Origin of the sequence: Streptomyces sp. NPDC048590, from assembly GCF_043199535.1 — a bacterium.
GTDB lineage: Bacteria > Actinomycetota > Actinomycetes > Streptomycetales > Streptomycetaceae > Streptomyces.
This window is the reverse complement of record NZ_JBICWC010000006.1, coordinates 291,023-313,225: the sequence shown is the minus strand read 5'-3', so window position 1 is coordinate 313,225 and position 22,203 is coordinate 291,023. Positions and strand designations below refer to the sequence as shown.

Sequence of the window (22,203 nt, the reverse complement as noted above, 5' to 3'; positions counted from 1 at the left end):
GGTCCCCGGCCTACAGGGTCTTGGCCCGGACGGCCGGCCCCACGGTCAGACCGTCACCCGCGCGGTCGACCCGCACGGTTTCGCCGTCCTTGACCTCGCCCGCGAGGATCTCCCTGGCGAGCCGGTCGCCGATCGCCGTCTGGATGAGCCTGCGCAGCGGCCGGGCGCCGTACGCCGGGTCGTTGCCCTCCTGGGCCAGCCAGGCCAGCGCGTCCGGGGTGACGTCGAGGTGGATACGGCGGTCCGCCAGCCGGGCGGCGAGACGGGCGACCTGGAGCCCCGCGATGTGAGCGAGCTCGTCTCCGGACAGGGCGGAGAACACGACGAGGTCGTCGAGCCGGTTCAGGAACTCCGGCTTGAAGGAGGCGCGTACGACCTCCAGGACCCGCTCCTTCTTGGCCTCCGCATCCGTCGAGGGGTCGACGAGGAACTGGCTGCCGAGGTTGGACGTCAGGATCAGGATGGTGTTGCGGAAGTCCACCGTCCGCCCCTGCCCGTCGGTGAGCCGCCCGTCGTCGAGCACCTGGAGCAGGATGTCGAAGACCTCGGGGTGCGCCTTCTCCACCTCGTCCAGCAGCACCACGCTGTACGGGCGGCGGCGCACCGCCTCGGTGAGCTGGCCGCCCTCCTCGTAGCCGACGTAACCGGGCGGGGCGCCGACGAGCCTGGCGACACTGTGCTTCTCGCTGTACTCGCTCATGTCGATGCGGATCATGGCCCGCTCGTCGTCGAACAGGAAGTCCGCGAGCGCCTTGGCCAGCTCCGTCTTGCCGACCCCGGTCGGGCCGAGGAACAGGAACGACCCGGTGGGCCGGTCGGGGTCGGCGATGCCCGCCCGGGTACGGCGTACGGCGTCGGAGACGGACCGGACGGCCTCGGTCTGGCCGATCAGCCGCCTGCCCAGCTCGGACTCCATGCGCAGCAGCTTCTGGGTCTCGCCCTCCAGGAGCCGCCCGGCCGGGATCCCGGTCCAGGCGCCGACGACGTCCGCGATGTCGTCCGGGCCGACCTCCTCCTTGACCATGGTGTCCTGGGATGCCTCCTGCTCCGCCTCGTCCGCCTCGGCCAGTTCCCTCTCCAGGCCGGGGATCTCCCCGTACAGCAGCTTGGAGGCGGTGTCGAAGTCGCCGTCGCGCTGGGCACGCTCGGCCTGGCCGCGCAGCTCGTCCAGGCGCTCCTTGAGCTCACCGACGCGGTTCAGCCCCTGCTTCTCCTTCTCCCAGCGGGCGGTGAGACCGCGCAGCTCCTCCTCCTTGTCGGCGAGGTCGCGGCGGATCTTCTCCAGGCGCTGCCTGGAGCCCTCGTCGCTCTCGTTCCTGAGGGCGAGCTCCTCCATGTGGAGCCGGTCGACCGACCGCTGGAGCTCGTCGATCTCCAGGGGCGAGGAGTCGATCTCCATGCGGAGCCGGGAGGCGGCCTCGTCGACGAGGTCGATGGCCTTGTCGGGGAGGAACCGGGAGGTGATGTAGCGGTCGGAGAGCGTCGCCGCGGCGACCAGGGAGGAGTCGGCGATCTGCACCTTGTGGTGCGCCTCGTAGCGGCCCTTCAGCCCTCGCAGGATGGCGATGGTGTCCTCGACGGAGGGCTCGGCGACCAGGACCTGCTGGAAGCGGCGCTCCAGGGCGGGGTCCTTCTCGATGCGCTCGCGGTACTCGTCGAGGGTGGTGGCGCCGACCATGCGGAGTTCACCACGGGCGAGCATCGGCTTGAGCATGTTGCCCGCGTCCATCGCGGAGTCGCCGCCGGCGCCCGCGCCGACGACAGTGTGCAGCTCGTCGATGAAGGTGATGATCTGCCCGTCGCTCTCCTTGATCTCGGAGAGGACGGTCTTCAGACGCTCCTCGAACTCACCGCGGTACTTGGCGCCCGCGACCATCGCACCGAGGTCGAGCGAGACGAGCCGCTTGTTCCGCAGGGACTCGGGGACGTCGCCCTTGACGATGCGCTGGGCCAGCCCCTCGACGACGGCGGTCTTGCCGACGCCGGGCTCGCCGATGAGGACGGGGTTGTTCTTGGTGCGGCGCGACAGCACCTGCACCACGCGGCGGATCTCCTGGTCCCGGCCGATGACCGGGTCGAGCTTGCCCTCCCGGGCCGCCGCGGTGAAGTCCGTACCGAACTTCTCCAGCGCCTTGTACTGGCCCTCGGGGTCCGGAGTGGTCACCCGGCGCCCTCCCCTGCTCTTCTCGAATGCGTCCAGCAGCTTCTTCGCGCCGGCTCCCTGCCCGTCGAGGATCTCACCGACGCGGCCGCCCTTCGCCGCGATGGCGATCAGCAGGTGCTCGGTCGAGAGGTAGTCGTCACCGAGCTCCTTGGCCCGCTGGTCGGCGTCGGCCAGCACGGCGAGCAGTTCCCGGCTCGGTTGGGGCGGAGCGACGGTCGACCCGGTGACGCTGGGGAGCGCCCCGAGCACCCGCTCGGTCTCCTGCCGTACGGCGACCTGGTCGGCCTCGACGGAGGCCAGCAGATCGGTGATGTTCGCGTTGTCCTCACCCGCGAGCAGTGCGAGCAGCAGATGCCCCGGGGTCAGATCGGCGTGTCCGTCCTTGACGGCCCTGGCGGTGGCCGCGTTGAGGGCGTCCCGGCTCTTGTTGGTCAGCTCGGCGTCCACGGGCGCTGTCTCCTCCTCGTACTGGCGGTTCGACGTAACTATGACTCGATCAACGGGTACAAAGTTGAGTCTATTCCACTCAAGGCTGCTTCGGGGACCCGACCGGCCCACAGGTGCCGCTGTATCTAGGCTGAGCCCATGCCTGACGTACGCAACCCCGGCACCGGATATCTCGCCTTCTGGCGTGAGCGCCACGTGTGCACCCTGACCACGCTCCGCCCCGACGGAACGCCGCACGTGGTGCCCGTGGGGGTGACGTACGACCCGGAGACCCGGATCGCGCGTGTCATCACCGGCAGGAACACGAGGAAGACCGCGAACGTCCTGACGGCAGGCCCTGAGGGCGCCCGGGTCGCGGTCTGCCAGATGGAAGGGCGCCGCTGGGCGACCCTGGAGGGCGTGGCGGTCGTCCGCACGGAGGCCGCACAGGTCGAGGACGCCGTACGCCGCTACGCCGAGCGCTACGAACGGACGCCGCGCCACAACCCCGAGCGCATCGTCATCGAGATCGCCGTCGACCGGGCCCTCGGGAACGCCTGACCGGCGCACGGGCACATCGGGGCTCCGGGAATTCAGGAATTCAGGAATATGGCCCGTCCCGGAAAACGAATAATTCCGGGCAGCACAACGGCGCCATCGTGTTCAGGTCACGATGGCGCCGTTGTGTGGGGGAAGTGCCGGAACGATCGGTAACGACGGGGGAATCGTTCAGGCACTGCGGGGGGTGGCGGAAATGGCTTCTGGTTCGAACAGCTCGTGGTCGCGCTGATCGAGATTCACGAAAATCATGCCGTACCTCACGGCACAGCGGACGGGCTGCGGAGCTCCACGTGGCCGGCGAAGACACCGATAGGCGCGAATATCGTCCTCGGTCTCCATCACGACGACGATCGGCTCTCCGAACAGGGTGACCATCAACGAATCGCCCTGGCGGGTGAGCGCCGTGAGCAGATCGATGAAATGCCACCCTGAGCGGTAGGCCGTGGCCATCTCCCGCCGGAAGGTGCGGTCGTCCGGTGGGGTGGTCATGCGCTTACTGCACCCGTCGGGGCACTCCAGCTGATCTCGCCGGGAGCGGCGGCAGCAGGTGCCACCCAGCTGATCTCACCAGGGGCCGACGCCTGCACGGACCAGCTGATCTCACCAGGAGCGGCCGCGGCAGGTGCCACCCAGCTGATCTCACCGGGAGCAGAAGCCTGCACGGACCAGCTGATCTCACCGGGAGCGGCCGCCGGCATCCCCCAGCTGATCTCACCAGGCGCCGACGCCGCCTGCACGGACCAGCTGATCTCACCAGGCGCCGACGCCTGCTCGGACCAACTGATCTCGCCGGTTCCGGCCGCCCCGCCCGCCACGCCAAGACCCAGGGCCCCGACGAAAGCGGCGGCAAGCACCGAGCGAAGCATTCGCTTATACATAGTCGGCTTCGTCCTCACTTGTGGATTCTTCTCCCCCGCCTCCACGACGATGTCTCACCTGGCCCCCCCAACGCCACTGGGACGATGCATCATGTTCCTGCATGTTCAGGAACCTGGGGGGTGGAGATATGACCACAAGTGACACAACACAGACACATCCTCACGGGATCACCGAACTGTGCGATGAGGGAAAGCGCCTCTACGCCGGCGCACTCCGTTCCGGAAGGATCTCCCGCGCCGAGGCCGCGTCCGCACCCTGCCTGATGGACTTCGCGCTCCTGCACCCGGACCCGGACGATACGACATGGCTGCGGCCCGTCCCACCGTCCGCCGCGCTGGCGCAGCGTCTGCACCCCCTGGAGCGGGAGATCAAGGAGCGGCGCCGGCGCTCGGTCGCACTGGCCGAGTCGTTCGAACCGTTCATGGACATCAGCGCTCAGGACCCGCCGACCACCCACGCCATCACGGTGCTGGAGGGCGGCAACAGGATCAACGCCGCGCTGGATCTCGCCACCGCCGAGTGCCGCACCGAGGTCCTCACCGTGCAGCCGGGCGGGGACCGGGGCGAGGACCGTCTGAGCGAGGGCCTGGAACGAGCGCTCTCGGTCGTCAACCGGGGCGTCGCCATGCGCACGCTGTACCAGCACACCGTCAGGCACAGCCAGGGCACACTCGCCTACGCCGCGCGCCTGGCCCAGGACAATGTGGAGATACGCACCCTGGAGGAGCTCATAGAGCGCCTCCTCGTCTTCGACCGCACGGTGGCCTTCATCCCCGCGCAGAACGACGACCAGGTCGCCCTGGAACTCCGGCACCCGGGGCTCGTGAACTATCTCGTGAAGGTCTTCGAGCAGTTGTGGAGCCGCGCCTCGCCGCTGCTGGGGGAACCGCGGTACGACCCGCCCACCAAGGGTGTGAGCGGCGTTCAGCGCTCCATCGCCCAACTCCTCGTCGAGGGACATGTGGACGACTCCATAGCCCGCAGGCTCGGCATGAACGTCCGTACCTGCCGCGCCCACGTCGCAAAGCTGTCCGCCACGCTCGGCAGTACGAGCCGGGCTCAGCTCGGCTATCTGATCGCCCGTTCGGGGATCCTGGACCAGGACTCCTGACGGCGTGAGCCGCCCGACCGGGACGGTCCGGTGCCACTCTCTCCCAGGAGTGGCGTCCGCGCCACGGTCATGATCGTGCACTGCATGAAGTGAGGGGGTGTCACATCACCATCGAAGAGGCGAACGGGGAGCATCCGCACCACCCGGGGAAGCTGTGCGCCACCGGCCTGGAGCTGTACGAGCGGTCGCTGGCCGCGGGAGGCATCCGCCGCTCCGACCTGACGGCCGCCCCCTGCCTGGAGGACATGGGTCTCCTGCGGCCTGATCCCGGTGACACCGACCGGATGCGCCCCATACCGCCGTCCGCCGCTCTGGCGGACCTGCTGCAGCCGCTCACCCGGGAACTGGACGAGCGCGTCCGGCTGGCCTCGGCCCTGAGCCGCTCGCTCGTCCCCCTGACCTCCGCGGCCAGCACCGACCCGGACCTGGCGATCACGGTCCTCGACGGCAGGCCCGCGATCGAGGCGGCTCTGCGGGAGGCGAGCGCCTTCGTCGACGAACAGGTCCTCACCGCCCAGCCGGGCAGCGACCGGCCCATGAGCCTCATGGAACGGGGCCTCGACAACGCCCGTACGGCCATGGGCCGCGGTGCCCGCCTGCGGCACATCTACCAGCACCCGGCCCGCTACAGCACGAACGTCCGGGAGTATGTCGGACAGCTGGCTCCCGAGGGCCTCCAGGTCCGCACCACCGAGCAGACCGTGGACCGCCTGATCATCTTCGACCGCAGCGTGGCGTTCATTCCCGCGGCCCCCGACCGCCGTACGGCCCTGCGCATACGGCACCCCGCGCTCGTGGACTACCTGATCCAGGTCTACGAGGTGCTCTGGGCCCAGGCGACGCCCATCGGGCAGCAGCTCACCGCGGCGGTCCCGGGCACCCGGACGACGGCCGTCCAGCAGAGCGTCGCCCGGCTCCTCGCCGAAGGCCACAGCGACGTCATGGTCGCCGGCAAGCTGGGCATCAGCGTCCGCACCTGCCGCTCCCACATCGCCAAGCTGATGCGGGCCTTGGGCGCCACCAGCCGCACGCAACTGGGTGTGCTCATCGCGCGGTCCAGCCTCGCCGACACACCGACAGGGCCTGCCCCGGAGCCGTGAGACTCCGGGGCAGGCCCTGTCGTGGGAGCGTTCAGTCCTTCGGCCGCTTCGGCCGCCAGACGACCAGCGCGCTGGTCTGCTGAACGTCCTGGTAGGGCACGAGGTCGCGTCGGTAGGAGGCGTGCACCTGGGCCTCACGCTGCTGCATGGCCACGGCCGCGCCGTCCACCGCCGCCGAGAGCTCGGCCACGCGCTGCTGGAGCGCGGCGACCTGGTTCTCCAGCTCGATGATGCGCTTGATGCCGGCGAGGTTGATGCCCTCGTCCTGCGACAACTGCTGCACGGTGCGCAGCAGTTCGATGTCGCGGGCCGAGTAACGCCGACCCCGCCCGGCCGTGCGGTCGGGCGAGACCAGGCCGAGCCGGTCGTACTGGCGGAGGGTCTGCGGATGCAGCCCCGAGAGCTGGGCCGCGATCGAGATCACGTAGACCGGTGATTCGTCCGTCAGCTGGTACGGATTGCGTCGACGGCCGTCCATCTCAAGCTCCCTTCGCAGCCTGGAACAGCTCCGCCCGCGGGTCCTCCCCCGCGGTCGCCTTCCGGTAGGCCTCCAGCGCGTCCTGGGCGTCCGCGCCGAGCTCCGTGGGTACGGCCACCTCGACGGTGACCAGGAGGTCGCCACGGGTGCCGTCCTTGCGTACGGCGCCCTTGCCCCGGGCCCGCATGGTACGTCCGTTGGGGGTACCCGCCGGAAGCTTCAGGGTGACCGGAGGGCCTCCGAGCGTCGGGACCTTCACCTCGCCGCCGAGCGCCGCCTCCGGGAAGGTGACGGGCACGGTGACGGTGAGGTTGTCGCCCCGGCGGCCGAAGACCGGGTGGGCGTCGACGTGGACGACGACGTAGAGGTCGCCGGCCGGTCCGCCGCGCTCGCCCGGACTGCCCTTGCCGCGCAGCCTGATCCGCTGACCGTCGGAGACTCCGGCGGGGATCCGGACCTGCATCGTGCGGGCCGACTTCGCCCGGCCGCTGCCCTTGCAGACGTCGCAGGGGTCCTGTGCGATCAGGCCCCGGCCCTTGCAGTCCACACAGGGGTCGGTCAGCGAGAATCCGCCGCCGGTGCCGCGCGACACCTGACCGGTGCCGACGCAGGTGGGGCAGACCCTCGGGGTGCCGTTCTTGTCGCCGGTGCCCGAACACGCCTTGCAGGGTGCCTGGCTGGACATCCGCAGCGGGACCGTGGCCCCGTCGACCGCCTCGGTGAAGCTGAGCGTCACCTCGGACTCGATGTCCTGGCCGCGCCGCGGCTGGACACGGGTGCCCGCACCGCCCCGGTTGAACAGTCCGCCGAACACGTCGCCCAGACCACCGCCGCCGAACCCGCCGGCTCCCGCGGTCTGGCCACCGCCCTGAGCGCCCCCGAAGAGGTCTCCCAGGTCGAAGTTGAAGTTGCCGCCCGCACCACCGGGACCCGCCCGGAAGCCTCCGCTGCCGAAGAGGGCGCGCGCCTCGTCGTACTCCTTGCGCTTCTTGGGGTCGCCGAGGACGTCGTTCGCCTCGGAGATCTCCTTGAACCGCTCCTCCGCCTTGGCGTCGCTCTTGTTGGCGTCCGGGTGGTACTCGCGGGCGAGCTTCCGGTACGCCTTCTTGACCTCGGCGTCGGTGGCGTCCTTGGGGACGCCGAGAACCTTGTAGTAGTCCTTCTCGACGAAGTCCTTCGTACTCATCGACGTCCCTCCTTCCGGACGATCGGCCGGGCGGCCGGCCCGAAGGCCGGCCGCACGGCCCGTCGGTGTTCACACCCGTGGTCGGACGCCAGGTCAGACCTCTTCGGTGCCACCGCTCTCCTCGTCGTCTGCCTTCTTCTCTTCCTTCGCCGCCGCGGGCGTGGCGCCCGGCTGCGGTTCGGCCACGGCCACCCGCGCGGGGCGGATGGTGCGCTCCCCGATGCGGTACCCAGGCTGCAGGATCGCCACGCAGGTCGTCTCGGTGACGTCCGGCGCGTACGAGTGCATCAGGGCCTCGTGGATCGTCGGGTCGAAGGGCTCGCCCTCCTTGCCGAACTGCTGCAGGCCGAGCTTCGCGACGACCGTCTCCAGGGATTCGGCCACCGACTTGAAGCCACCGACCAGCTCGCCGTGCTCCCGGGCCCGGCCGACATCGTCGAGCACGGGCAGCAGCTCGGTCAGCAGGCCCGCCGCGGCGACCTCCTTGACCGTCACCCGGTCACGCTCGACGCGACGGCGGTAGTTCTGGTACTCGGCCTGGAGCCGCTGGAGGTCGGCCGTGCGCTCGTTGAGCGCCGTGCGGACCTGGTCCAGCTGGGCCGTCAGAGCCGCGGTCTGCTGCACGTCCCCGGCCGGGGCCGCCGCCTCCTCCTCGGAGGGGGTGGCGGCCTTCGGCTCGGCGTCGTCGGAGCTGGCGCCGGAGGGGACGTCGGGCTTCTCTTCGAAGTCCGGAGTCTCCTCGGTCACGCCGCACCGCCCTTCTGGTCCTTCTCGTCGTCCACGATCTCGGCGTCGACGACGTCGTCGTCGGCCGCGCGGGCCTGGTCGTCACCCGGCGCCTCGGCGCCCGGGGCCGCACCCTCGGCCTGGGTGTTGGCGTACATCGCCTGACCCAGCTTCTGGGAGACGGCCGCGACCTTCTCGGTGGCGGTACGGATCTCGGCGGTGTCCTCGCCCTTGAGCTTCTCCTTCAGCTCGGTGAGCGCGGTCTCCACCTCCGTCTTCACGTCACCGGGGACCTTGTCCTCGTTGTCCTTGAGGAACTTCTCCGTCTGGTAGACGAGCTGCTCGCCCTGGTTGCGGGACTCGGCGGCCTCGCGGCGGGCGTGGTCTTCCTCCGCGTACTTCTCGGCCTCCTCGCGCATCCGGTTGACCTCGTCCTTCGGCAGCGAGGAGCCGCCGGTGACGGTCATCTTCTGCTCCTTGCCGGTACCGAGGTCCTTGGCGGAGACGTGCATGATGCCGTTGGCGTCGATGTCGAAGGCGACCTCGATCTGCGGCACCCCGCGCGGGGCCGGCGGCAGACCGGTGAGCTCGAACATCCCGAGCTTCTTGTTGTACGCCGCGATCTCGCGCTCGCCCTGGTACACCTGGATCTGCACGGACGGCTGGTTGTCCTCGGCCGTCGTGAAGATCTCGGAGCGCTTGGTCGGGATCGTGGTGTTGCGCTCGATGAGCTTGGTCATGATCCCTCCCTTGGTCTCGATACCGAGGGACAGCGGGGTCACGTCGAGGAGCAGGACGTCCTTGACCTCGCCCTTGAGGACACCGGCCTGGAGCGAGGCACCGATGGCGACGACCTCGTCCGGGTTCACGCCCTTGTTGGCGTCCTTGCCACCGGTCAGCTCCTTGACGAGCTCGGCGACGGCCGGCATACGGGTGGAGCCACCGACGAGAACGACGTGGTCGATCTCGGAGAGCTGGATGCCCGCGTCCTTGATGACGTTGTGGAACGGGTGCTTGCAGCGCTCCAGAAGGTCGGCGGTCAGCTGCTGGAACTGCGAGCGGGTGAGCTTCTCGTCCAGGTGCAGCGGGCCCTCGGCGGAGGCCGTGATGTAGGGCAGGTTGATCGTGGTCTCGGTCGAGGACGAGAGCTCGATCTTCGCCTTCTCCGCGGCCTCGCGGAGACGCTGGAGAGCCATCTTGTCCTTGGACAGGTCCACGCCGTGGCCGTTGGCGAACTGCTTCACCAGGAAGTCGACGACGCGCTGGTCCCAGTCGTCACCACCGAGGTGGTTGTCACCGTTGGTGGCCTTCACCTCGACGACGCCGTCGCCGATCTCCAGGAGGGACACGTCGAAGGTGCCGCCACCGAGGTCGAAGACGAGGATCGTCTGGTCGTCCTTGTCGAGGCCGTACGCCAGCGCGGCGGCGGTCGGCTCGTTGACGATGCGCAGGACGTTCAGGCCCGCGATCTCGCCGGCCTCCTTCGTCGCCTGACGCTCGGAGTCGTTGAAGTACGCGGGGACGGTGATCACCGCGTCGGTGACCTTCTCGCCCAGGTAGGACTCGGCGTCACGCTTCAGCTTCTGCAGGATGAAGGCGCTCATCTGCTGCGGGTTGAAGCTCTTGCCGTCGAGGTCGATCTTCCAGTCCGTGCCCATGTGGCGCTTGACCGAACGGATCGTCCTGTCGACGTTGGTGACCGCCTGGCGCTTGGCGACCTCGCCGACCAGCACCTCGCCGTTCTTCGCGAAGGCGACGACGGACGGCGTGGTCCTGGCGCCTTCGGCGTTGGTGATGACGGTGGGCTCGCCGCCTTCGAGAACGCTGACGACGGAGTTAGTCGTGCCCAGGTCGATGCCGACCGCACGTGCCATTTCAATTCCTCCAACTGACTACTTGAGTGGATCTGACTCAAGGATGCATGACACCCACCCCGGAGTCAAAGGACCTGAGCCACTTACACTCAACTTATATGCTCACAACTGGGCTGACCAGGTGTTTCACACCTTCCGGCACGGCCGGAAAACCACCGGACGACCTCCGACGCGCCGCACGAACGGCTCCGGACCGGCCCCGGCCGCGACACCCCGCGCGCCCACCTCGCCACACACCCCTGCCCAGCCTCGCACCATGGGATCGTTCTGTCACAAAATGCAGCGAGACGGTCATAGCGTCACATCGTCGATCCCGGGCAGGTGCAATGCGGAACGCGAAGCAGACTGCGGCACGAAGGACACGAAGAACACGGCACACGCGGCTCGCACGGCTCTCCGTCGCACGGGCGGCCACCGGCTTCGGCCGGCTCGCCGGAAACCTGGCGGCGCCGGGCGTCAAGCGGAGCCTGGACGTGACCCTCGGCGCGACGCTCCTGCTGCTGGTCACACCCGCCCTCGCGGTCGCCGCACTGGCGCTCACCCTCAGGCCGCCTCTCACCCGGGGGAACGCCGTCGCGCGCGAGACCCGGATCGGGCTCGGCGGCCGCCCGTTCGAGCTGCGCTCGCTGCGCACCCGGCGGCTCCGGCTCGACCTGCTCTCCCGACTGCCGCACGTCGTACGGGGAGACCTCTCCCTGGTGGGACCGCCGCCGCTCACTCCCGGCGAGGCGGCCCTGCTCAGCCCTTCGCAGGAGCGCCGGCGGCAGGCCCTCCGCCCCGGCCTGACCGGACTCGCCCAGGTCCGCGCCCGCTCGGGAATGCCCTGGGACGAACCCGCTCTCCTGGACGCGCACTACGCGGAGCATCATGGGACATGGCTCGACCTGGCGATCCTGGCTCAATCCGTACGCATCCCGCTCCATGCGGCCCTGCGCGGACTACGCCACCCGGGGAAGGCTCACCTGAGCGACACAGATCACCGCCTGCCCGGCTACAGCGCGGCGGAATAAGTGGATAGTGTCAGCACAGACTGATTAAGTTACTGCTTAGTAATCGCTTGTACGCGCTGGATCCCACCCTCGCAGGCCCGAGGAGCCCCCAAATGCAACTCGCCGCGATCATCGTGTCGCTGGTGCTGACTGTCGTCGGCGTTGCGCTCATCGCCCGAGCCGTCGCGCAGATCTACCGGTTCGTCCGTCTCGGACAGCCGGTGCCGGCAGGCAGCCGCACCGACAACCCCAAGCAGCGCACGATCACCCTGGTCAAGGAATTCCTCGGCCACACCCGGATGAACCGGTGGGGGATCGTGGGCTTCGCCCACTGGTTCGTCGCCATCGGCTTCCTGACGCTGCCGCCGACGCTGCTCCAGGCGTACGGACAGCTCTTCAAGGCCGACTGGGTCCTGCCGATCATCGGGGACTGGCTGCCGTTCGAGCTCTACATCGAGTTCATCGGCATCATGACCACGATCGGCATCGTCACGCTGATGGCGATCCGGCTGCTGAACCTGCCCTCCCGCGCCGGCCGCAAGTCCCGCTTCGCCGGCTCCAAGGCCTGGCAGGCGTACTTCGTCGAGTACGTCATCCTCGTCATCGGCCTGGCGATCCTGACCCTGCGCGGTCTCGAAGGCGCCATCCACCACGTCGACGGCTACGAGGCCTCGTACTTCGTGTCGTACCCCCTGGTGCTCGCGTTCAAGGGGCTCTCCCTGGGCGCGCTCCAGAACCTCATCTACTTCACCGCGATGGTGAAGATCGGCGTCTCGCTGATCTGGATGATCACGGTCTCGCTCAACACCAACATGGGTGTCGCCTGGCACCGCTTCCTCGGCTTCCCGAACATCTGGTTCAAGCGGAACGCCGACGGCGAGGTCGCCCTCGGCGCGCTGCAGCCGATGACCAGCGGCGGCAAGGAGATCGACTGGGAGGACCCGGGCGAGGACGACGTCTTCGGCGTCTCCCAGGTCGAGCAGTTCTCCTGGAAGGGCATCCTCGACTTCTCCACCTGCACCGAGTGCGGCCGCTGCCAGTCGCAGTGCCCCGCCTGGAACACCGGCAAGCCGCTCTCCCCGAAGCTGCTGATCATGTCCCTGCGCGACCACGCGCACGCCAAGGCGCCGTACCTGCTGGCCGGCGGCGGCAAGGACATGGAGGGCACGGAGAAGGCCACCGAGGAGCAGCTCAAGGACGTCCCCGCCTCCGCCCTCGCGGAGGCCGAGCGCCCGCTGATCGGGACGCTCGAGGAGAACGGCGTCATCGACCCGGACGTCCTCTGGTCCTGCACCACCTGCGGTGCCTGCGTCGAGCAGTGCCCGGTCGACATCGAGCACATCGACCACATCGTCGACATGCGCCGCTACCAGGTGATGATCGAGTCCGCGTTCCCGTCCGAGGCGGGCACGATGCTCAAGAACCTGGAGAAGAAGGGCAACCCCTGGGGGCTCGCCAAGAAGCAGCGCGTCGAGTGGACCAAGGAGGTCGACTTCGAGGTCCCGATCGTCGGCAAGGACGTCGAGGACCTCAGCGAGGTCGACTACCTCTACTGGGTCGGCTGCGCCGGCGCCCTTGAGGACCGCGCCAAGAAGACGACGAAGGCCTTCGCGGAGCTGCTCCACATCGCGGGCGTCAAGTTCGCGATCATGGGCGGCGACGAGAAGTGCACCGGTGACTCCGCCCGCCGCCTCGGCAACGAGCCGCTGTTCCAGCAGCTCGGCCAGGAGAACGTCGCGATGCTGAACATGGCGTTCGGCGAGGACGACGAGGACGACTCGACCAAGAAGGCCAAGGCCCTCAAGAAGATCGTCGCCACCTGCCCGCACTGCTTCAACACCATCGCCAACGAGTACCCGCAGCTCGGCGGCGAGTACGAGGTCATCCACCACACGCAGCTGCTCCAGCACCTGGTGGACGAGGGCAAGCTGATCCCGGTGACGCCGGTCGAGGGTCTGATCACGTACCACGACCCCTGCTACCTGGGCCGTCACAACAAGGTCTACACACCGCCGCGCGAGATCATCAAGAGCGTTCCGGGGCTTCGGAACGAGGAGATGCACCGCCACAAGGAGCGCGGCTTCTGCTGCGGCGCCGGCGGTGCCCGGATGTGGATGGAGGAGCGGATCGGCAAGCGCATCAACAACGAGCGCGTCGACGAGGCCCTCTCCCTCAACCCGGACATCGTCTCCACCGCCTGCCCCTTCTGCCTGGTCATGCTGACCGACTCGGTCAACGGCAAGAAGAACGACGGCAAGGCGAAGGAGTCCGTCCAGGTGGTCGACGTCTCCCAGCTCCTCCTGGAGTCGGTGAAGACCCCCGTCGACCCGTCTGACGACACCGAGACGGCCGACCAGCCGGAACCGGAACCCGTGCAGTAGACGTCCTCCGGGACGTCTCCACCACGGAAGCGGCCGGACCTGCCTCGGGGGCAGGACCGGCCGCTTCCGCGTGCCACGCCCGCGCCCGTACGCCCAGGTGCCACCCGGTTGCCGGAGGTACGGCGAACCCCCCAGGGTTCCCCTACGGGATGTCACAGCTAGGCCGCAATGGCACCCTTGTTCCCCCGCCCCACCCACTGCACCCTCACGGACCAGGTACGTTCGAAGGGTGGCTGGATTCAGGATCGGACGCGGCCGGGACAACCGCACACCGCAGCAACACCCGCAGCAGCAGCCGTACGGCGCACAGGCCTCACCGCCGCCGTACGGCGGGCAGTCGTGGCCTCCGGCAGGAGGCAACGGCGCACCGTACGGCGGCTCCCAGGGCGCCCCGTACGGCGGCGGGCACGGCGGCAACGGACACGGGGGTGGCAACGCGCACAGGGGCGGCCACGGCGAGCCGGAGTACTTCGGCGAACCGCACCACCAGCCGTCGCAGCACGACCCGTACGCGAACGCCCCGGGCCACACCCAGGCGTTCAGCATCGACGAGGACCCGTACGGCGAGGGCAGCACCTACCAGGCCGGAAACGCGCCCGCACAGCCCTCGGGCCCGCGGCTGCACTGGAAGCAGCTGCTGAGCGGCATCGTGATGCGGCCGGGACCGACCTTCTGGCAGATGCGCGACTACCCCGTCTGGGGCACGGCGATCGTCGTCACGTTCGTGTACGGCCTGCTCGCCCTCTTCGGGTTCGACCAGGCCCGCGACGAGGCGATCCACGCGGAGGTCTCCACGGCGGCGCCGTATGTGATCTTCACGGGGGTCGGGTTCGTCCTCGGCGGTCTCGTCCTCGGCGCGGTCACCCACACCCTGGCCCGCCAGCTCGGCGGCACGGGCTCCTGGCAGCCGACCGTCGGCCTGTCGATGCTGATCATGTCGATCACGGACGCGCCCAGGCTCGTCTTCGCCCTGTTCCTGGGCGGCGAGAACTCACTGGTGCAGATCCTGGGCTGGGCCACCTGGCTGGCCGCCGGCGCACTGTTCACCTCGATGGTGAGCAAGTCCCACGACCTGCCGTGGCCGAAGGCACTGGGCGCCTCGGCGATCCAGCTGATCGCCCTGCTCTCGATCATCAAGCTCGGCACGATCTGACGGCGGTACCCGCAAAGCCGGAGGGCCCCGGCGCACTGGAATCCAGTGCGCCGGGGCCCTCCGTGCGAGCGTCTTCTACGAGTCGAGGATCTGGCCCTCACGGCGCACGACGGGCTTCTCGACGCTCCAGGGGAAATTGATCCACTGGTCGGTCTTCTTCCAGACGTACTCGCACTTCACGAGCGAATGCGACTTCTCGTAGATGACAGCGCTGCGCACCTCTGCCACGTGGTCGACACAGAAGTCGTGGACCAGCTTCAGCGTCTTTCCGGTGTCGGCGACGTCATCGGCGATGAGGACCTTCTTCTGCGAGAAGTCGATCGCGTTCGGCACCGGCGCCAGCATGACCGGCATCTCCAGCGTGGTCCCGACACCGGTGTAGAACTCGACGTTCACCAGGTGGATGTTCTTGCAGTCCAGGGCGTACGCCAGACCGCCGGCGACGAAGACCCCGCCGCGGGCGATGCTCAGCACCACATCGGGCTCGTAGCCGTCGTCGGCGACCGCCTGCGCCAGCTCCCGTACGGCGGTCCCGAAGGCCTCGTACGTCAGATTCTCCCGAGCTTCACCAGCCATGCCGCATCACACCTGAGTCCGATGGAAATTCATGAACGAACGCGAGGCGGTAGGCCCTCGCTGCCCCTGATAACGCGACCCGTAACGCTCGGACCCGTAGGGGAATTCGGAAGAGGACGACAACCGGAACATGCAGAGCTGCCCGATCTTCATCCCCGGCCACAGCTTTATCGGGAGCGTCGCCAGATTCGACAGCTCCAGGGTGACATGCCCGGAGAAACCGGGGTCGATGAACCCGGCCGTGGAGTGCGTGACCAGCCCGAGGCGCCCCAGCGAGCTCTTCCCCTCCAGCCGCGACGCGATGTCGTCGGGGAGCGAGATGACCTCGTAGGTCGAGGCCAGGACGAACTCCCCCGGGTGGAGGATGAACGCCTCGTCGCCCTCCGGCTCGACCTGACGCGTCAGGTCGACCTGCTCTACGGCGGGATCGATATGCGGATAGCGGTGGTTCTCGAACACCCGGAAGTAGCGGTCGAGCCGCACATCGATGCTCGAGGGCTGAACCATCGAGGCGTCGAACGGGTCGATACGGACCCGCCCGGCGTCGATCTCGGCCCGGAGGTCCTTGTCTGAGAGAAGCACGCACCGAGGATACGCAGAACGCGCGAGCCGACCCCAACCGGACCACCTCGCGCGTCTGCCCCACTACCTTGCAAGCGCCCCGCTAGCGCTCCTCGAACACCACGGGAACGGCCTGCCGCAACCGCGCACACCGCGGACAGCGGATGAGCCGCCCGGGACCGATCCGCTCGGACCCGAGCTGCTGCATCGGGAACGACGAGGTAGCGAAAACGTGCCCTTCGGCACAGCGGACGACGGTGCGCTCCATCGACTCCATCAAGTCCCTTCCCCAACCAGCCTTGGACGAGACCGCCACATTAGGGGATGAACAGGACGCCACTCCAGGCGGCACTCCGACCCCCCACGCTACGCCCTCAACTCGCCCTGCCTGCACCGGCATCCACCCCTCGAAACGCCACGCGGGCCCCACGGCTGACACGCCGGGGGCCTGCGATGGGGTAGAGTGTGCGACGATGCATCGCCGATCATCGGCGCGCTTCGCGGGTGTAGTTTAATGGTAGAACATGAGCTTCCCAAGCTCAGAGCGCGAGTTCGATTCTCGTCACCCGCTCCACGAAAAAGCCCCAGGCCAGCGGCCGGGGCTTCTTTCGTTGTCCGGACCAGTCTGAGTGGTCGCACACGGACCGCGCACCACCTTGACCTCTACAGGCCGCCAGAGACCTTGATGGCCTTCCCTCCAACGGCATGAGGCAGCAGAACCGGGCAGCAACGTCCCCTCACGCCCACCGGACCTAACCCGTCCAGGCGAAGAGAAACGATTCCGGCCGCGGGGAAGGACTATGCCGTGCAGTGGGGTGGCACGGTCCGGTCATGAAGACGATCAGGATGCTATCCACAGCCGTCGCGAGCGCTTGCCTCGCAGCCGCCCTCGTGGGCGAGGCGTCAGCGGCCCCGCACTGGAACAAGAACGTGAAATGTGAGGAGACCGACCCGGAGGGACGGGTGATCCCAACGCGTTACGGCAACGCCGAACTCGGCTGGAGTCACTTCTCCCGCAAACACAACATCAAGAAGTGCCGGGTGGTCGACGCTGCCCTGGCCGGGAAGGTCGACAAGAAGAACGGGGGCAGACTCGAGTACTACGCAATCGCCCGCAACCAGACCAGGCTGGTCGAGATCGTGGTCATCGTGCAGTACGCGCGCCGCACGGCCGATGGAGAGTACGACGCGGGCAGGGGCAAGAAGATCGGTGTCATCACCGCCTATTGCAAGGGCATGAACAGGTGCCCGGACTGGATCAACGAGTGAACGACCCCGGCGGGGAGACATTCGAGCAGCAGGCGTACATCACGCGCTTCCTCCTCGACTACACAGCGGTGCCCCTTGCCGGGGGGACCTTCCTGCGCGGTGTGCTGCCGGCGCGGGATGCAGTCCGGGTCGTGACCGGAGCCGTCGACGCGGTGGCGCCACACGAACTGGTGGCCTATGAAGTCCCGTTGTCGGACGAGGACGAGGAACCGGTGACCGCCCCGCTTGTCCTCGGCTGGACGCGCACGCTCGCATCCGGCCCCCTCCCCGAAACGGACGCGACCGTGATGAGCATGCCGCTCGTCCCCGTGGACACCACCGTCCTCGAACCTGCCGACTCGACCCGTACGGACCAAGCGCTGCGCCTGCTGCGCACTCTGGCCTGGCCGTTCATCGAGAGTCCGCCCAGCCCGGCACTCTGCGGGTTCCTCTTCACCGGGCAGGACCGCATGCGTCTCTACCTCGCAGGTGAGATGGCCGACGGACTGATTGCGGCCGACGTACAGCTCACCGGTGCGTTGACAGCCCTGCTAGCAGCCCTGCCCTCACTCGTCGACGAAGAGGAACGCTGGGTGACGGACACATTCGACCCCCACTGCGCCTACTCGGTCGACCTGACCACCTGGTAACGATCAGCCTTCTTGCGGGCGGACCGCACGAGGCCGTCCAGTCCGCTCGCGACTTCCTGCTGTCGCCTGCCCTCTGCATGACCACGCTCTGCGGCAGCCAGGTTCGCATCATCCCTCTCTGACCAGTCGGCCCGACCATCCCGTATCACCTCCGCACCTTGCCCCTCTTACCGCTGTCCAGCGCCCTTCCACCCGGCCATCACGCCCCGAGCCTGGCTTCAAACAACATCTACAAGGCGAGGCCTGTCTGGCGCGTCGGCATGCGTCGACTGCCGGAGGTGCGCGGACGCAGCCCCATCAGTCACACCTCCCGGCGCCCGGCGCCCGCTACTGACGTCGATCGCCCCCGGGCGCCGTCGAGTTGGCGTGTCATAACACGGGCCCGCTGCGTGCAAGGCGGCCTTGATCTTCCCCCAGTCCCACGGGACGTCGGCAACAACTACGAGAAAGCCTTGCATTTGCGCAACTTTCATTGAGGAAAGTAACCTGCCCTGCGGAGGATGAACGATCGGCGAGGTGGAACCTGTGAACGGATTCGTTGGGCGTCGTACGGAGCTCGGCCTTCTTGATGACCTACTGACCCCTGTACGGACCGGCGGACGCAGCGGGCGGCCCGGGCGCGCCGTACTGATCCGAGGGCGCCGACGCGTCGGCAAGTCCCGGCTCGTGGAGGAGTTCCTGGAACGCTCCGGGCTTACTCATGTCTTCTTCACCGCAGTAGGCGGCTCGAAGGCCGAGGACCTGGCAGGCTTCGCCGCCGAGCTCGCCGTCTCTCCACTCCCCGACGCCGGCCGTGTCGCGGACTTCGCCACTCCGCAGACCTGGGACGCGGCTTTGAGCCTGCTCGCCAGTGCCCTGCCTCAGGACACGCCCAGCGTGGTCGTGCTCGACGAGATGCCCTACCTCGTGCGCGAGGACCCCACTTTCGAGGGCGCGCTGCAGAAGGCGTTCGACCGGACGTTGTCCAAGCTCCCCGTACTGCTCGTCCTCATCGGCTCGGACATCGCGATGATGGAGCAGCTGAACACCTACGGTCGCCCCTTCTACCAGCGTGCCACCGAGATGGTCGTACCTCCGCTCAATCCGACCGAGGTCGCCGCCATGCTCGACCTCCCGCCGGCTGAGGCGTTCGACGCCTTCCTGGTCTCCGGCGGCCTCCCGCTCGTCCTCGAGGAATGGCCTCCGGGTGCCACCCTCTGGGGCTACCTGGAGCAGGCGCTGGCCCGTCCGACGTCCGCCCTCCTCGTCAGCGGCGAGCGCACTCTGGCCGCCGAGTTCCCCACAGAGGCACAGGCCCGCACCGTGCTGAGCGCCATCGGACACGGGGAACGCACCTTCACCCTGATCGGCCGGGCAGCCGGCGGCCTCAATCCAGGTTCTCTGAAACGTTCCCTGGAACTCCTCACCAGCCGACGCATGGTGGCGGCCGACCTTCCGCTGTCCACCAGGCCGAGCCGCGAGAGCCGATACCACGTCGCCGATCCATACCTGCGCTTCTGGCTCTCTTTCCTCGGGCCCGGCATCCCCATGATCGAGCGCGGGCGTGGAGACCGTGTACTCGAATCGATCCGCACCAGTTGGACGTCCTGGCGGGGCCGCGCCGTCGAACCTGTGATCCGCGAGGCCCTGTGGCGCCTGACCGACGACCGGCTGCCCGAGGCCACCAACGTGATCGGCGGCTACTGGACCCGCACCAACGACCCTGAAATCGACCTCGTCGGCGCCGACCGATCTCCTGTCGCCAAGAAGATCACCTTCGTCGGATCCATCAAGTGGCTGGAGAACAAACCCTTCGACAACCGCGATCTCGCCCGACTCGTCACCCACCGCTCACAACTGCCCGGCACCGACGACTCCACCCCCCTGCTCGCCGTCACCCGTAGCGGAAGCAGCGCCAACGGCATCCTCAGCCTCACCCCCGACGACCTCATCACCGCTTGGGCGTGACACACCGAGGGCCGTTTCCCCGCAGTGACCGCGTTCGTGCCCCATCCGCGCCCTTCGGAGCGGACAACAGCGGTCAAGTACGGCGCCCAGAGACCACGCCACCCTAGGCCGTTCCGGCCAAACATGCAGGCCAGAGCCAATGCGACGGTTCAAGAACCGTTGATTCCCAAGCTCAGAGCCGAGTTCGATTCTCGTCACCCGCTCTTGCACGAAGGCCCCGGTCAACGACCGGGGCCTTCGTCGTCGTGCGGATCTTCCAGGCACTAGGGAGCGGTGAGCAGATAGCCAAGGTGGGTGACCCGGGGCGAGGAGACCACCCGTGCGGGTTCGAGGCCGAGGGTCGGCGAGACGCCGTCGAAGGGGCCGGCGATGAAGCCGTCCAGGGACATGCCCAGGCTCGCGAAGACCGTACTCATGCCTGCTACTCGGCGGCGAGGAAGGCGGTCAGGGCGGGGGCGAGGAGGGCGGGGGCGATGGCGTGCTCCTGGCCGGGGAACACCTGGAGAATGAAGTTGTCGGCCAGGCCGGCGAGTTCGCGGGCACCGGTGAGCATGTGGGGTGCGCCCGCGTCACCGCTGCCGACGAGGACGGGCACGGTCAAGGACTGCCAGCGGTCGGTGGGCAGGGGGCGGCCTGACATGGTGTCGCCCATGATCCGGCCGTCGTAGGGGAGTGTGCGGGCGACGGCCTCCATGTCCGCCCAGAAGGGGGCCTGGCGCATGCCGTCGACGGCCTCTTCGGGCAGGCCGACGGCGGCGGTCATGAAATAGGCGGCGGCGTCGCCGCACGCGCCCCGCTCCACCAGATCCTCCAGGTGGGCGACGTAGTCGCCGGGCAGCGGTGGACGACTGTCGTCGGTGACGAAGGGCGGCTCGTACCGGGCCAGCCGGGTCACGGCGCTGCCACAAGCCGTCGCATCGAGCGCCAGCACGGCGCCGGAGGACATGCCGAACAGCATGGCCTCGCCACCGGCGCGCTCGATCAGGGCGTCCAGGTCCTCGACCTCGCGCTTCACGTCGTACACCGCCCCGTCACCGCTGTCGCCACGGCCCCGGCGGTCGTAGGTGAACACCGTGAAGTGCTCGGACAGCAGGCCGGCGAGCTCCGCCGACGCGTGCCTCGTCATGAAGGCGCCGCCGACGAGAACCAGCGCGGGGCCGGAGCCCTGCTGTTCGAAGGCGATGGCGGTGCCGTCGGCCGAGAGGACCTTGTCCATGTGTAACCCCCATAGGTGTGTCGGTCCGGCCGGAATACCTCGCCGCTCCGGAACTGGACGGTACAGTACTCAAAAGAGTACTGGTCAGTCCAGTACCCTTCGGGGCGGGATGACGACGGACAAGAGGAGTCGACGATGGACAGCCGTTCGGCACGCAAGCACCAGGCGATCCTGGACGCCGCGACCTCCGTGTTCCTGGACAAGGGGTACGCGGGGACGAGCATGGACGACATCGCGAAGCTGGCCGCGGTCTCCAAGCAGACCGTCTACAAGCACTTCGCGGACAAGGAGAAGCTCTTCTCCGAGATCATCCTGGCGACCACCGACCGCATCGACGGCACGATCGACCTGGTGGCCGACGTCCCCGCCACGGCCGATGACCTGGACGAGAACCTGACCCGTGTCGCCCGCCGGCTCCTGGCGACCCTCACCCGGCCCGAGGTCATCCGGCTGCGCCGGCTGATCATCGCCAACGCCGACGCCTTCCCCGCACTCGGCGCAGCCTGGTACGAACAAGGCTTCGAGCGGGTCCTGGTCACCCTGGCAGCCACCTTCCGAAGCCTCACCGACCGGGGTGTGCTCCGCACCGACGATCCCGTACTGGCCGCACACCACTTCGCGGGACTCCTGCTGTGGATCCCCGTGAACCAGGCCATGTTCCACGGCGACGCCCGGCACACAGAAGCAGACCTCGACCTCTACGCGACGGCCGGCACCCGCGCCTTCCTCGCCGCGTACCGAGCTCCGGCCACCCCGTGAGATGCGCCGGCCGCGAAGAACGGCGCGGGAACGGGCCCCGCCCGAGGTGCTGCTGCTGGGTGATCCGGAGCCGGAGGTCCGGCAGGCAGCGGCCGACTCGCTCGGCTCCTTCGCCTTCCTGGCGCTCGACGTCCCGATGTGCGCCCCGCTCCACACCCCTGGCGGGAGTCACTCGCGAGGACCTCTTCCATCGCATGATCCCGACTGCGGCCGTGAGC

General features: G+C 68.4%; 21 protein-coding genes and 1 tRNA gene. 11 read left to right on the top strand and 11 right to left on the bottom strand.

Features of this window, described 5'->3' with window-relative positions; all coding sequences use genetic code 11:
* Positions 1-10: 10 nt before the first annotated feature.
* The gene (clpB, locus tag ACGFNN_RS19865) at positions 11-2,611 is read right to left on the bottom strand and encodes an ATP-dependent chaperone ClpB (protein ID WP_393557464.1); all 2,601 of its coding nucleotides are present in this window, start codon (positions 2,609-2,611) and stop codon (positions 11-13) included.
* Between the two features lie 138 nt (positions 2,612-2,749).
* Here clpB and ACGFNN_RS19860 point away from each other — a divergent pair, with 138 nt between their 5' ends.
* Positions 2,750-3,151 (top strand): pyridoxamine 5'-phosphate oxidase family protein, encoded by a 402-nt coding sequence (locus ACGFNN_RS19860; RefSeq protein ID WP_393557462.1) that lies wholly within the window; start codon positions 2,750-2,752, stop codon positions 3,149-3,151.
* A gap of 168 nt (positions 3,152-3,319) precedes the next feature.
* Here ACGFNN_RS19860 and ACGFNN_RS19855 read toward each other — a convergent pair whose 3' ends face one another.
* Both ACGFNN_RS19855 and ACGFNN_RS19850 read right to left on the bottom strand, forming a co-directional pair.
* Positions 3,320-3,640, bottom strand: a complete 321-nt coding sequence (locus ACGFNN_RS19855; protein WP_362546054.1) for a (2Fe-2S)-binding protein — start codon at positions 3,638-3,640, stop codon at positions 3,320-3,322.
* Complete coding sequence (locus ACGFNN_RS19850; RefSeq protein ID WP_385030274.1) at positions 3,637-4,005, bottom strand: hypothetical protein; 369 nt, start codon at positions 4,003-4,005, stop codon at positions 3,637-3,639. Before ACGFNN_RS19850 ends, ACGFNN_RS19855 begins: the two co-directional genes overlap by 4 nt.
* 152 nt (positions 4,006-4,157) lie before the next feature.
* On the opposite strand from ACGFNN_RS19850, the gene ACGFNN_RS19845 reads away from it, so the two are divergent.
* Together ACGFNN_RS19845 and ACGFNN_RS19840 are read left to right on the top strand one after the other, a co-directional pair.
* The gene (locus ACGFNN_RS19845; RefSeq protein ID WP_393557459.1) at positions 4,158-5,141 is read left to right on the top strand and encodes a helix-turn-helix transcriptional regulator; all 984 of its coding nucleotides are present in this window, start codon (positions 4,158-4,160) and stop codon (positions 5,139-5,141) included.
* An 89-nt stretch (positions 5,142-5,230) separates the two neighbouring features.
* Positions 5,231-6,241, top strand: a complete 1,011-nt coding sequence (locus ACGFNN_RS19840) for a LuxR C-terminal-related transcriptional regulator (RefSeq protein WP_393557457.1) — start codon at positions 5,231-5,233, stop codon at positions 6,239-6,241.
* Positions 6,242-6,272: 31 nt separating this feature from the next.
* On the opposite strand, the gene ACGFNN_RS19835 is transcribed toward ACGFNN_RS19840, so the two are convergent.
* The 4 genes from ACGFNN_RS19835 to dnaK all read right to left on the bottom strand — a co-directional run bounded on the left by ACGFNN_RS19835 (position 6,273) and on the right by dnaK (position 10,505).
* Complete coding sequence (locus ACGFNN_RS19835) at positions 6,273-6,719, bottom strand: heat shock protein transcriptional repressor HspR (RefSeq protein ID WP_014155378.1); 447 nt, start codon at positions 6,717-6,719, stop codon at positions 6,273-6,275.
* Position 6,720: 1 nt separating this feature from the next.
* A complete protein-coding gene (gene dnaJ / locus ACGFNN_RS19830) occupies positions 6,721-7,905 on the bottom strand; it encodes a molecular chaperone DnaJ (RefSeq protein WP_362546046.1) in 1,185 nt (394 codons plus the stop codon).
* Positions 7,906-7,998: 93 nt separating this feature from the next.
* Entirely contained in the window at positions 7,999-8,652 is a 654-nt protein-coding gene (grpE, locus tag ACGFNN_RS19825; RefSeq protein ID WP_362550031.1) for a nucleotide exchange factor GrpE, read from the bottom strand.
* Positions 8,649-10,505, bottom strand: a complete 1,857-nt coding sequence (gene dnaK / locus ACGFNN_RS19820; protein ID WP_393557454.1) for a molecular chaperone DnaK — start codon at positions 10,503-10,505, stop codon at positions 8,649-8,651. Before dnaK ends, grpE begins: the two co-directional genes overlap by 4 nt.
* Positions 10,506-10,831: 326 nt before the next feature.
* Between dnaK and ACGFNN_RS19815 the strand changes: the two genes are divergently transcribed.
* From ACGFNN_RS19815 to ACGFNN_RS19805, 3 genes are all read left to right on the top strand, one after another.
* On the top strand, positions 10,832-11,515 hold the full coding sequence (locus ACGFNN_RS19815; RefSeq protein ID WP_393557452.1) for a sugar transferase: 684 nt from the start codon (positions 10,832-10,834) through the stop codon (positions 11,513-11,515).
* A 92-nt stretch (positions 11,516-11,607) separates the two neighbouring features.
* The gene (locus ACGFNN_RS19810; protein ID WP_365092083.1) at positions 11,608-13,875 is read left to right on the top strand and encodes a (Fe-S)-binding protein; all 2,268 of its coding nucleotides are present in this window, start codon (positions 11,608-11,610) and stop codon (positions 13,873-13,875) included.
* A gap of 229 nt (positions 13,876-14,104) precedes the next feature.
* Entirely contained in the window at positions 14,105-15,028 is a 924-nt protein-coding gene (locus ACGFNN_RS19805; protein WP_393557450.1) for a Yip1 family protein, read from the top strand.
* A 75-nt stretch (positions 15,029-15,103) separates the two neighbouring features.
* Here the strand turns inward: ACGFNN_RS19805 and ACGFNN_RS19800 are convergent, their stop codons facing one another.
* Both ACGFNN_RS19800 and dcd read right to left on the bottom strand, forming a co-directional pair.
* Complete coding sequence (locus ACGFNN_RS19800; RefSeq protein WP_362550016.1) at positions 15,104-15,604, bottom strand: phosphoribosyltransferase; 501 nt, start codon at positions 15,602-15,604, stop codon at positions 15,104-15,106.
* 6 nt (positions 15,605-15,610) lie between these two features.
* Positions 15,611-16,186 carry a dCTP deaminase gene (gene dcd / locus ACGFNN_RS19795; protein WP_362550013.1) on the bottom strand — a complete coding sequence of 192 codons (576 nt, stop codon included), beginning with the start codon at positions 16,184-16,186 and terminating at the stop codon, positions 15,611-15,613.
* 479 nt (positions 16,187-16,665) lie between these two features.
* Here dcd and ACGFNN_RS19790 point away from each other — a divergent pair.
* The 4 genes from ACGFNN_RS19790 (at position 16,666) to ACGFNN_RS19775 (ending at position 20,010) form a co-directional block, all read left to right on the top strand.
* Positions 16,666-16,739, top strand: a tRNA-Gly gene (locus tag ACGFNN_RS19790).
* A gap of 257 nt (positions 16,740-16,996) precedes the next feature.
* Positions 16,997-17,434 carry a hypothetical protein gene (locus ACGFNN_RS19785; protein ID WP_393557448.1) on the top strand — a complete coding sequence of 146 codons (438 nt, stop codon included), beginning with the start codon at positions 16,997-16,999 and terminating at the stop codon, positions 17,432-17,434.
* Positions 17,431-18,063, top strand: a complete 633-nt coding sequence (locus tag ACGFNN_RS19780; protein ID WP_393557446.1) for a hypothetical protein — start codon at positions 17,431-17,433, stop codon at positions 18,061-18,063. Before ACGFNN_RS19785 ends, ACGFNN_RS19780 begins: the two co-directional genes overlap by 4 nt.
* Positions 18,064-18,588: 525 nt before the next feature.
* Positions 18,589-20,010: an ATP-binding protein gene (locus tag ACGFNN_RS19775; RefSeq protein ID WP_393557444.1), complete on the top strand. Its 1,422-nt coding sequence runs from the start codon at positions 18,589-18,591 to the stop codon at positions 20,008-20,010.
* A gap of 263 nt (positions 20,011-20,273) precedes the next feature.
* Here the strand turns inward: ACGFNN_RS19775 and ACGFNN_RS19770 are convergent, their stop codons facing one another.
* Both ACGFNN_RS19770 and ACGFNN_RS19765 read right to left on the bottom strand, forming a co-directional pair.
* Complete coding sequence (locus tag ACGFNN_RS19770) at positions 20,274-20,426, bottom strand: hypothetical protein (protein WP_393557442.1); 153 nt, start codon at positions 20,424-20,426, stop codon at positions 20,274-20,276.
* Positions 20,427-20,431: 5 nt separating this feature from the next.
* Positions 20,432-21,226, bottom strand: a complete 795-nt coding sequence (locus tag ACGFNN_RS19765) for an alpha/beta fold hydrolase (RefSeq protein WP_393557440.1) — start codon at positions 21,224-21,226, stop codon at positions 20,432-20,434.
* A gap of 135 nt (positions 21,227-21,361) precedes the next feature.
* Here ACGFNN_RS19765 and ACGFNN_RS19760 point away from each other — a divergent pair, with 135 nt between their 5' ends.
* Positions 21,362-21,985, top strand: coding sequence for a TetR/AcrR family transcriptional regulator (locus ACGFNN_RS19760; protein ID WP_393557439.1), 624 nt, complete (start codon positions 21,362-21,364; stop codon positions 21,983-21,985).
* The last annotated feature ends 218 nt before the right edge of the window (positions 21,986-22,203 follow it).

What these genes read in the sequence shown, in the direction of transcription:
- ACGFNN_RS19855 (WP_362546054.1), bottom strand. Translation starts at nt 3,640, where the DNA reads ATGACCACCCCACCGGACGACCGCACCTTCCGGCGGGAGATGGCCACG.
- ACGFNN_RS19845 (WP_393557459.1), top strand. Translation starts at nt 4,158, where the DNA reads ATGACCACAAGTGACACAACACAGACACATCCTCACGGGATCACCGAA.
- ACGFNN_RS19860 (WP_393557462.1), top strand. Translation starts at nt 2,750, where the DNA reads ATGCCTGACGTACGCAACCCCGGCACCGGATATCTCGCCTTCTGGCGT.
- ACGFNN_RS19760 (WP_393557439.1), top strand. Translation starts at nt 21,362, where the DNA reads ATGGACAGCCGTTCGGCACGCAAGCACCAGGCGATCCTGGACGCCGCG.
- ACGFNN_RS19765 (WP_393557440.1), bottom strand. Translation starts at nt 21,226, where the DNA reads ATGGACAAGGTCCTCTCGGCCGACGGCACCGCCATCGCCTTCGAACAG.
- ACGFNN_RS19835 (WP_014155378.1), bottom strand. Translation starts at nt 6,719, where the DNA reads ATGGACGGCCGTCGACGCAATCCGTACCAGCTGACGGACGAATCACCG.
- dnaK (WP_393557454.1), bottom strand. Translation starts at nt 10,505, where the DNA reads ATGGCACGTGCGGTCGGCATCGACCTGGGCACGACTAACTCCGTCGTC.
- dnaJ (WP_362546046.1), bottom strand. Translation starts at nt 7,905, where the DNA reads ATGAGTACGAAGGACTTCGTCGAGAAGGACTACTACAAGGTTCTCGGC.
- ACGFNN_RS19810 (WP_365092083.1), top strand. Translation starts at nt 11,608, where the DNA reads ATGCAACTCGCCGCGATCATCGTGTCGCTGGTGCTGACTGTCGTCGGC.
- ACGFNN_RS19770 (WP_393557442.1), bottom strand. Translation starts at nt 20,426, where the DNA reads ATGAGTACGGTCTTCGCGAGCCTGGGCATGTCCCTGGACGGCTTCATC.
- ACGFNN_RS19785 (WP_393557448.1), top strand. Translation starts at nt 16,997, where the DNA reads ATGAAGACGATCAGGATGCTATCCACAGCCGTCGCGAGCGCTTGCCTC.
- ACGFNN_RS19815 (WP_393557452.1), top strand. Translation starts at nt 10,832, where the DNA reads ATGCGGAACGCGAAGCAGACTGCGGCACGAAGGACACGAAGAACACGG.
- ACGFNN_RS19800 (WP_362550016.1), bottom strand. Translation starts at nt 15,604, where the DNA reads ATGGCTGGTGAAGCTCGGGAGAATCTGACGTACGAGGCCTTCGGGACC.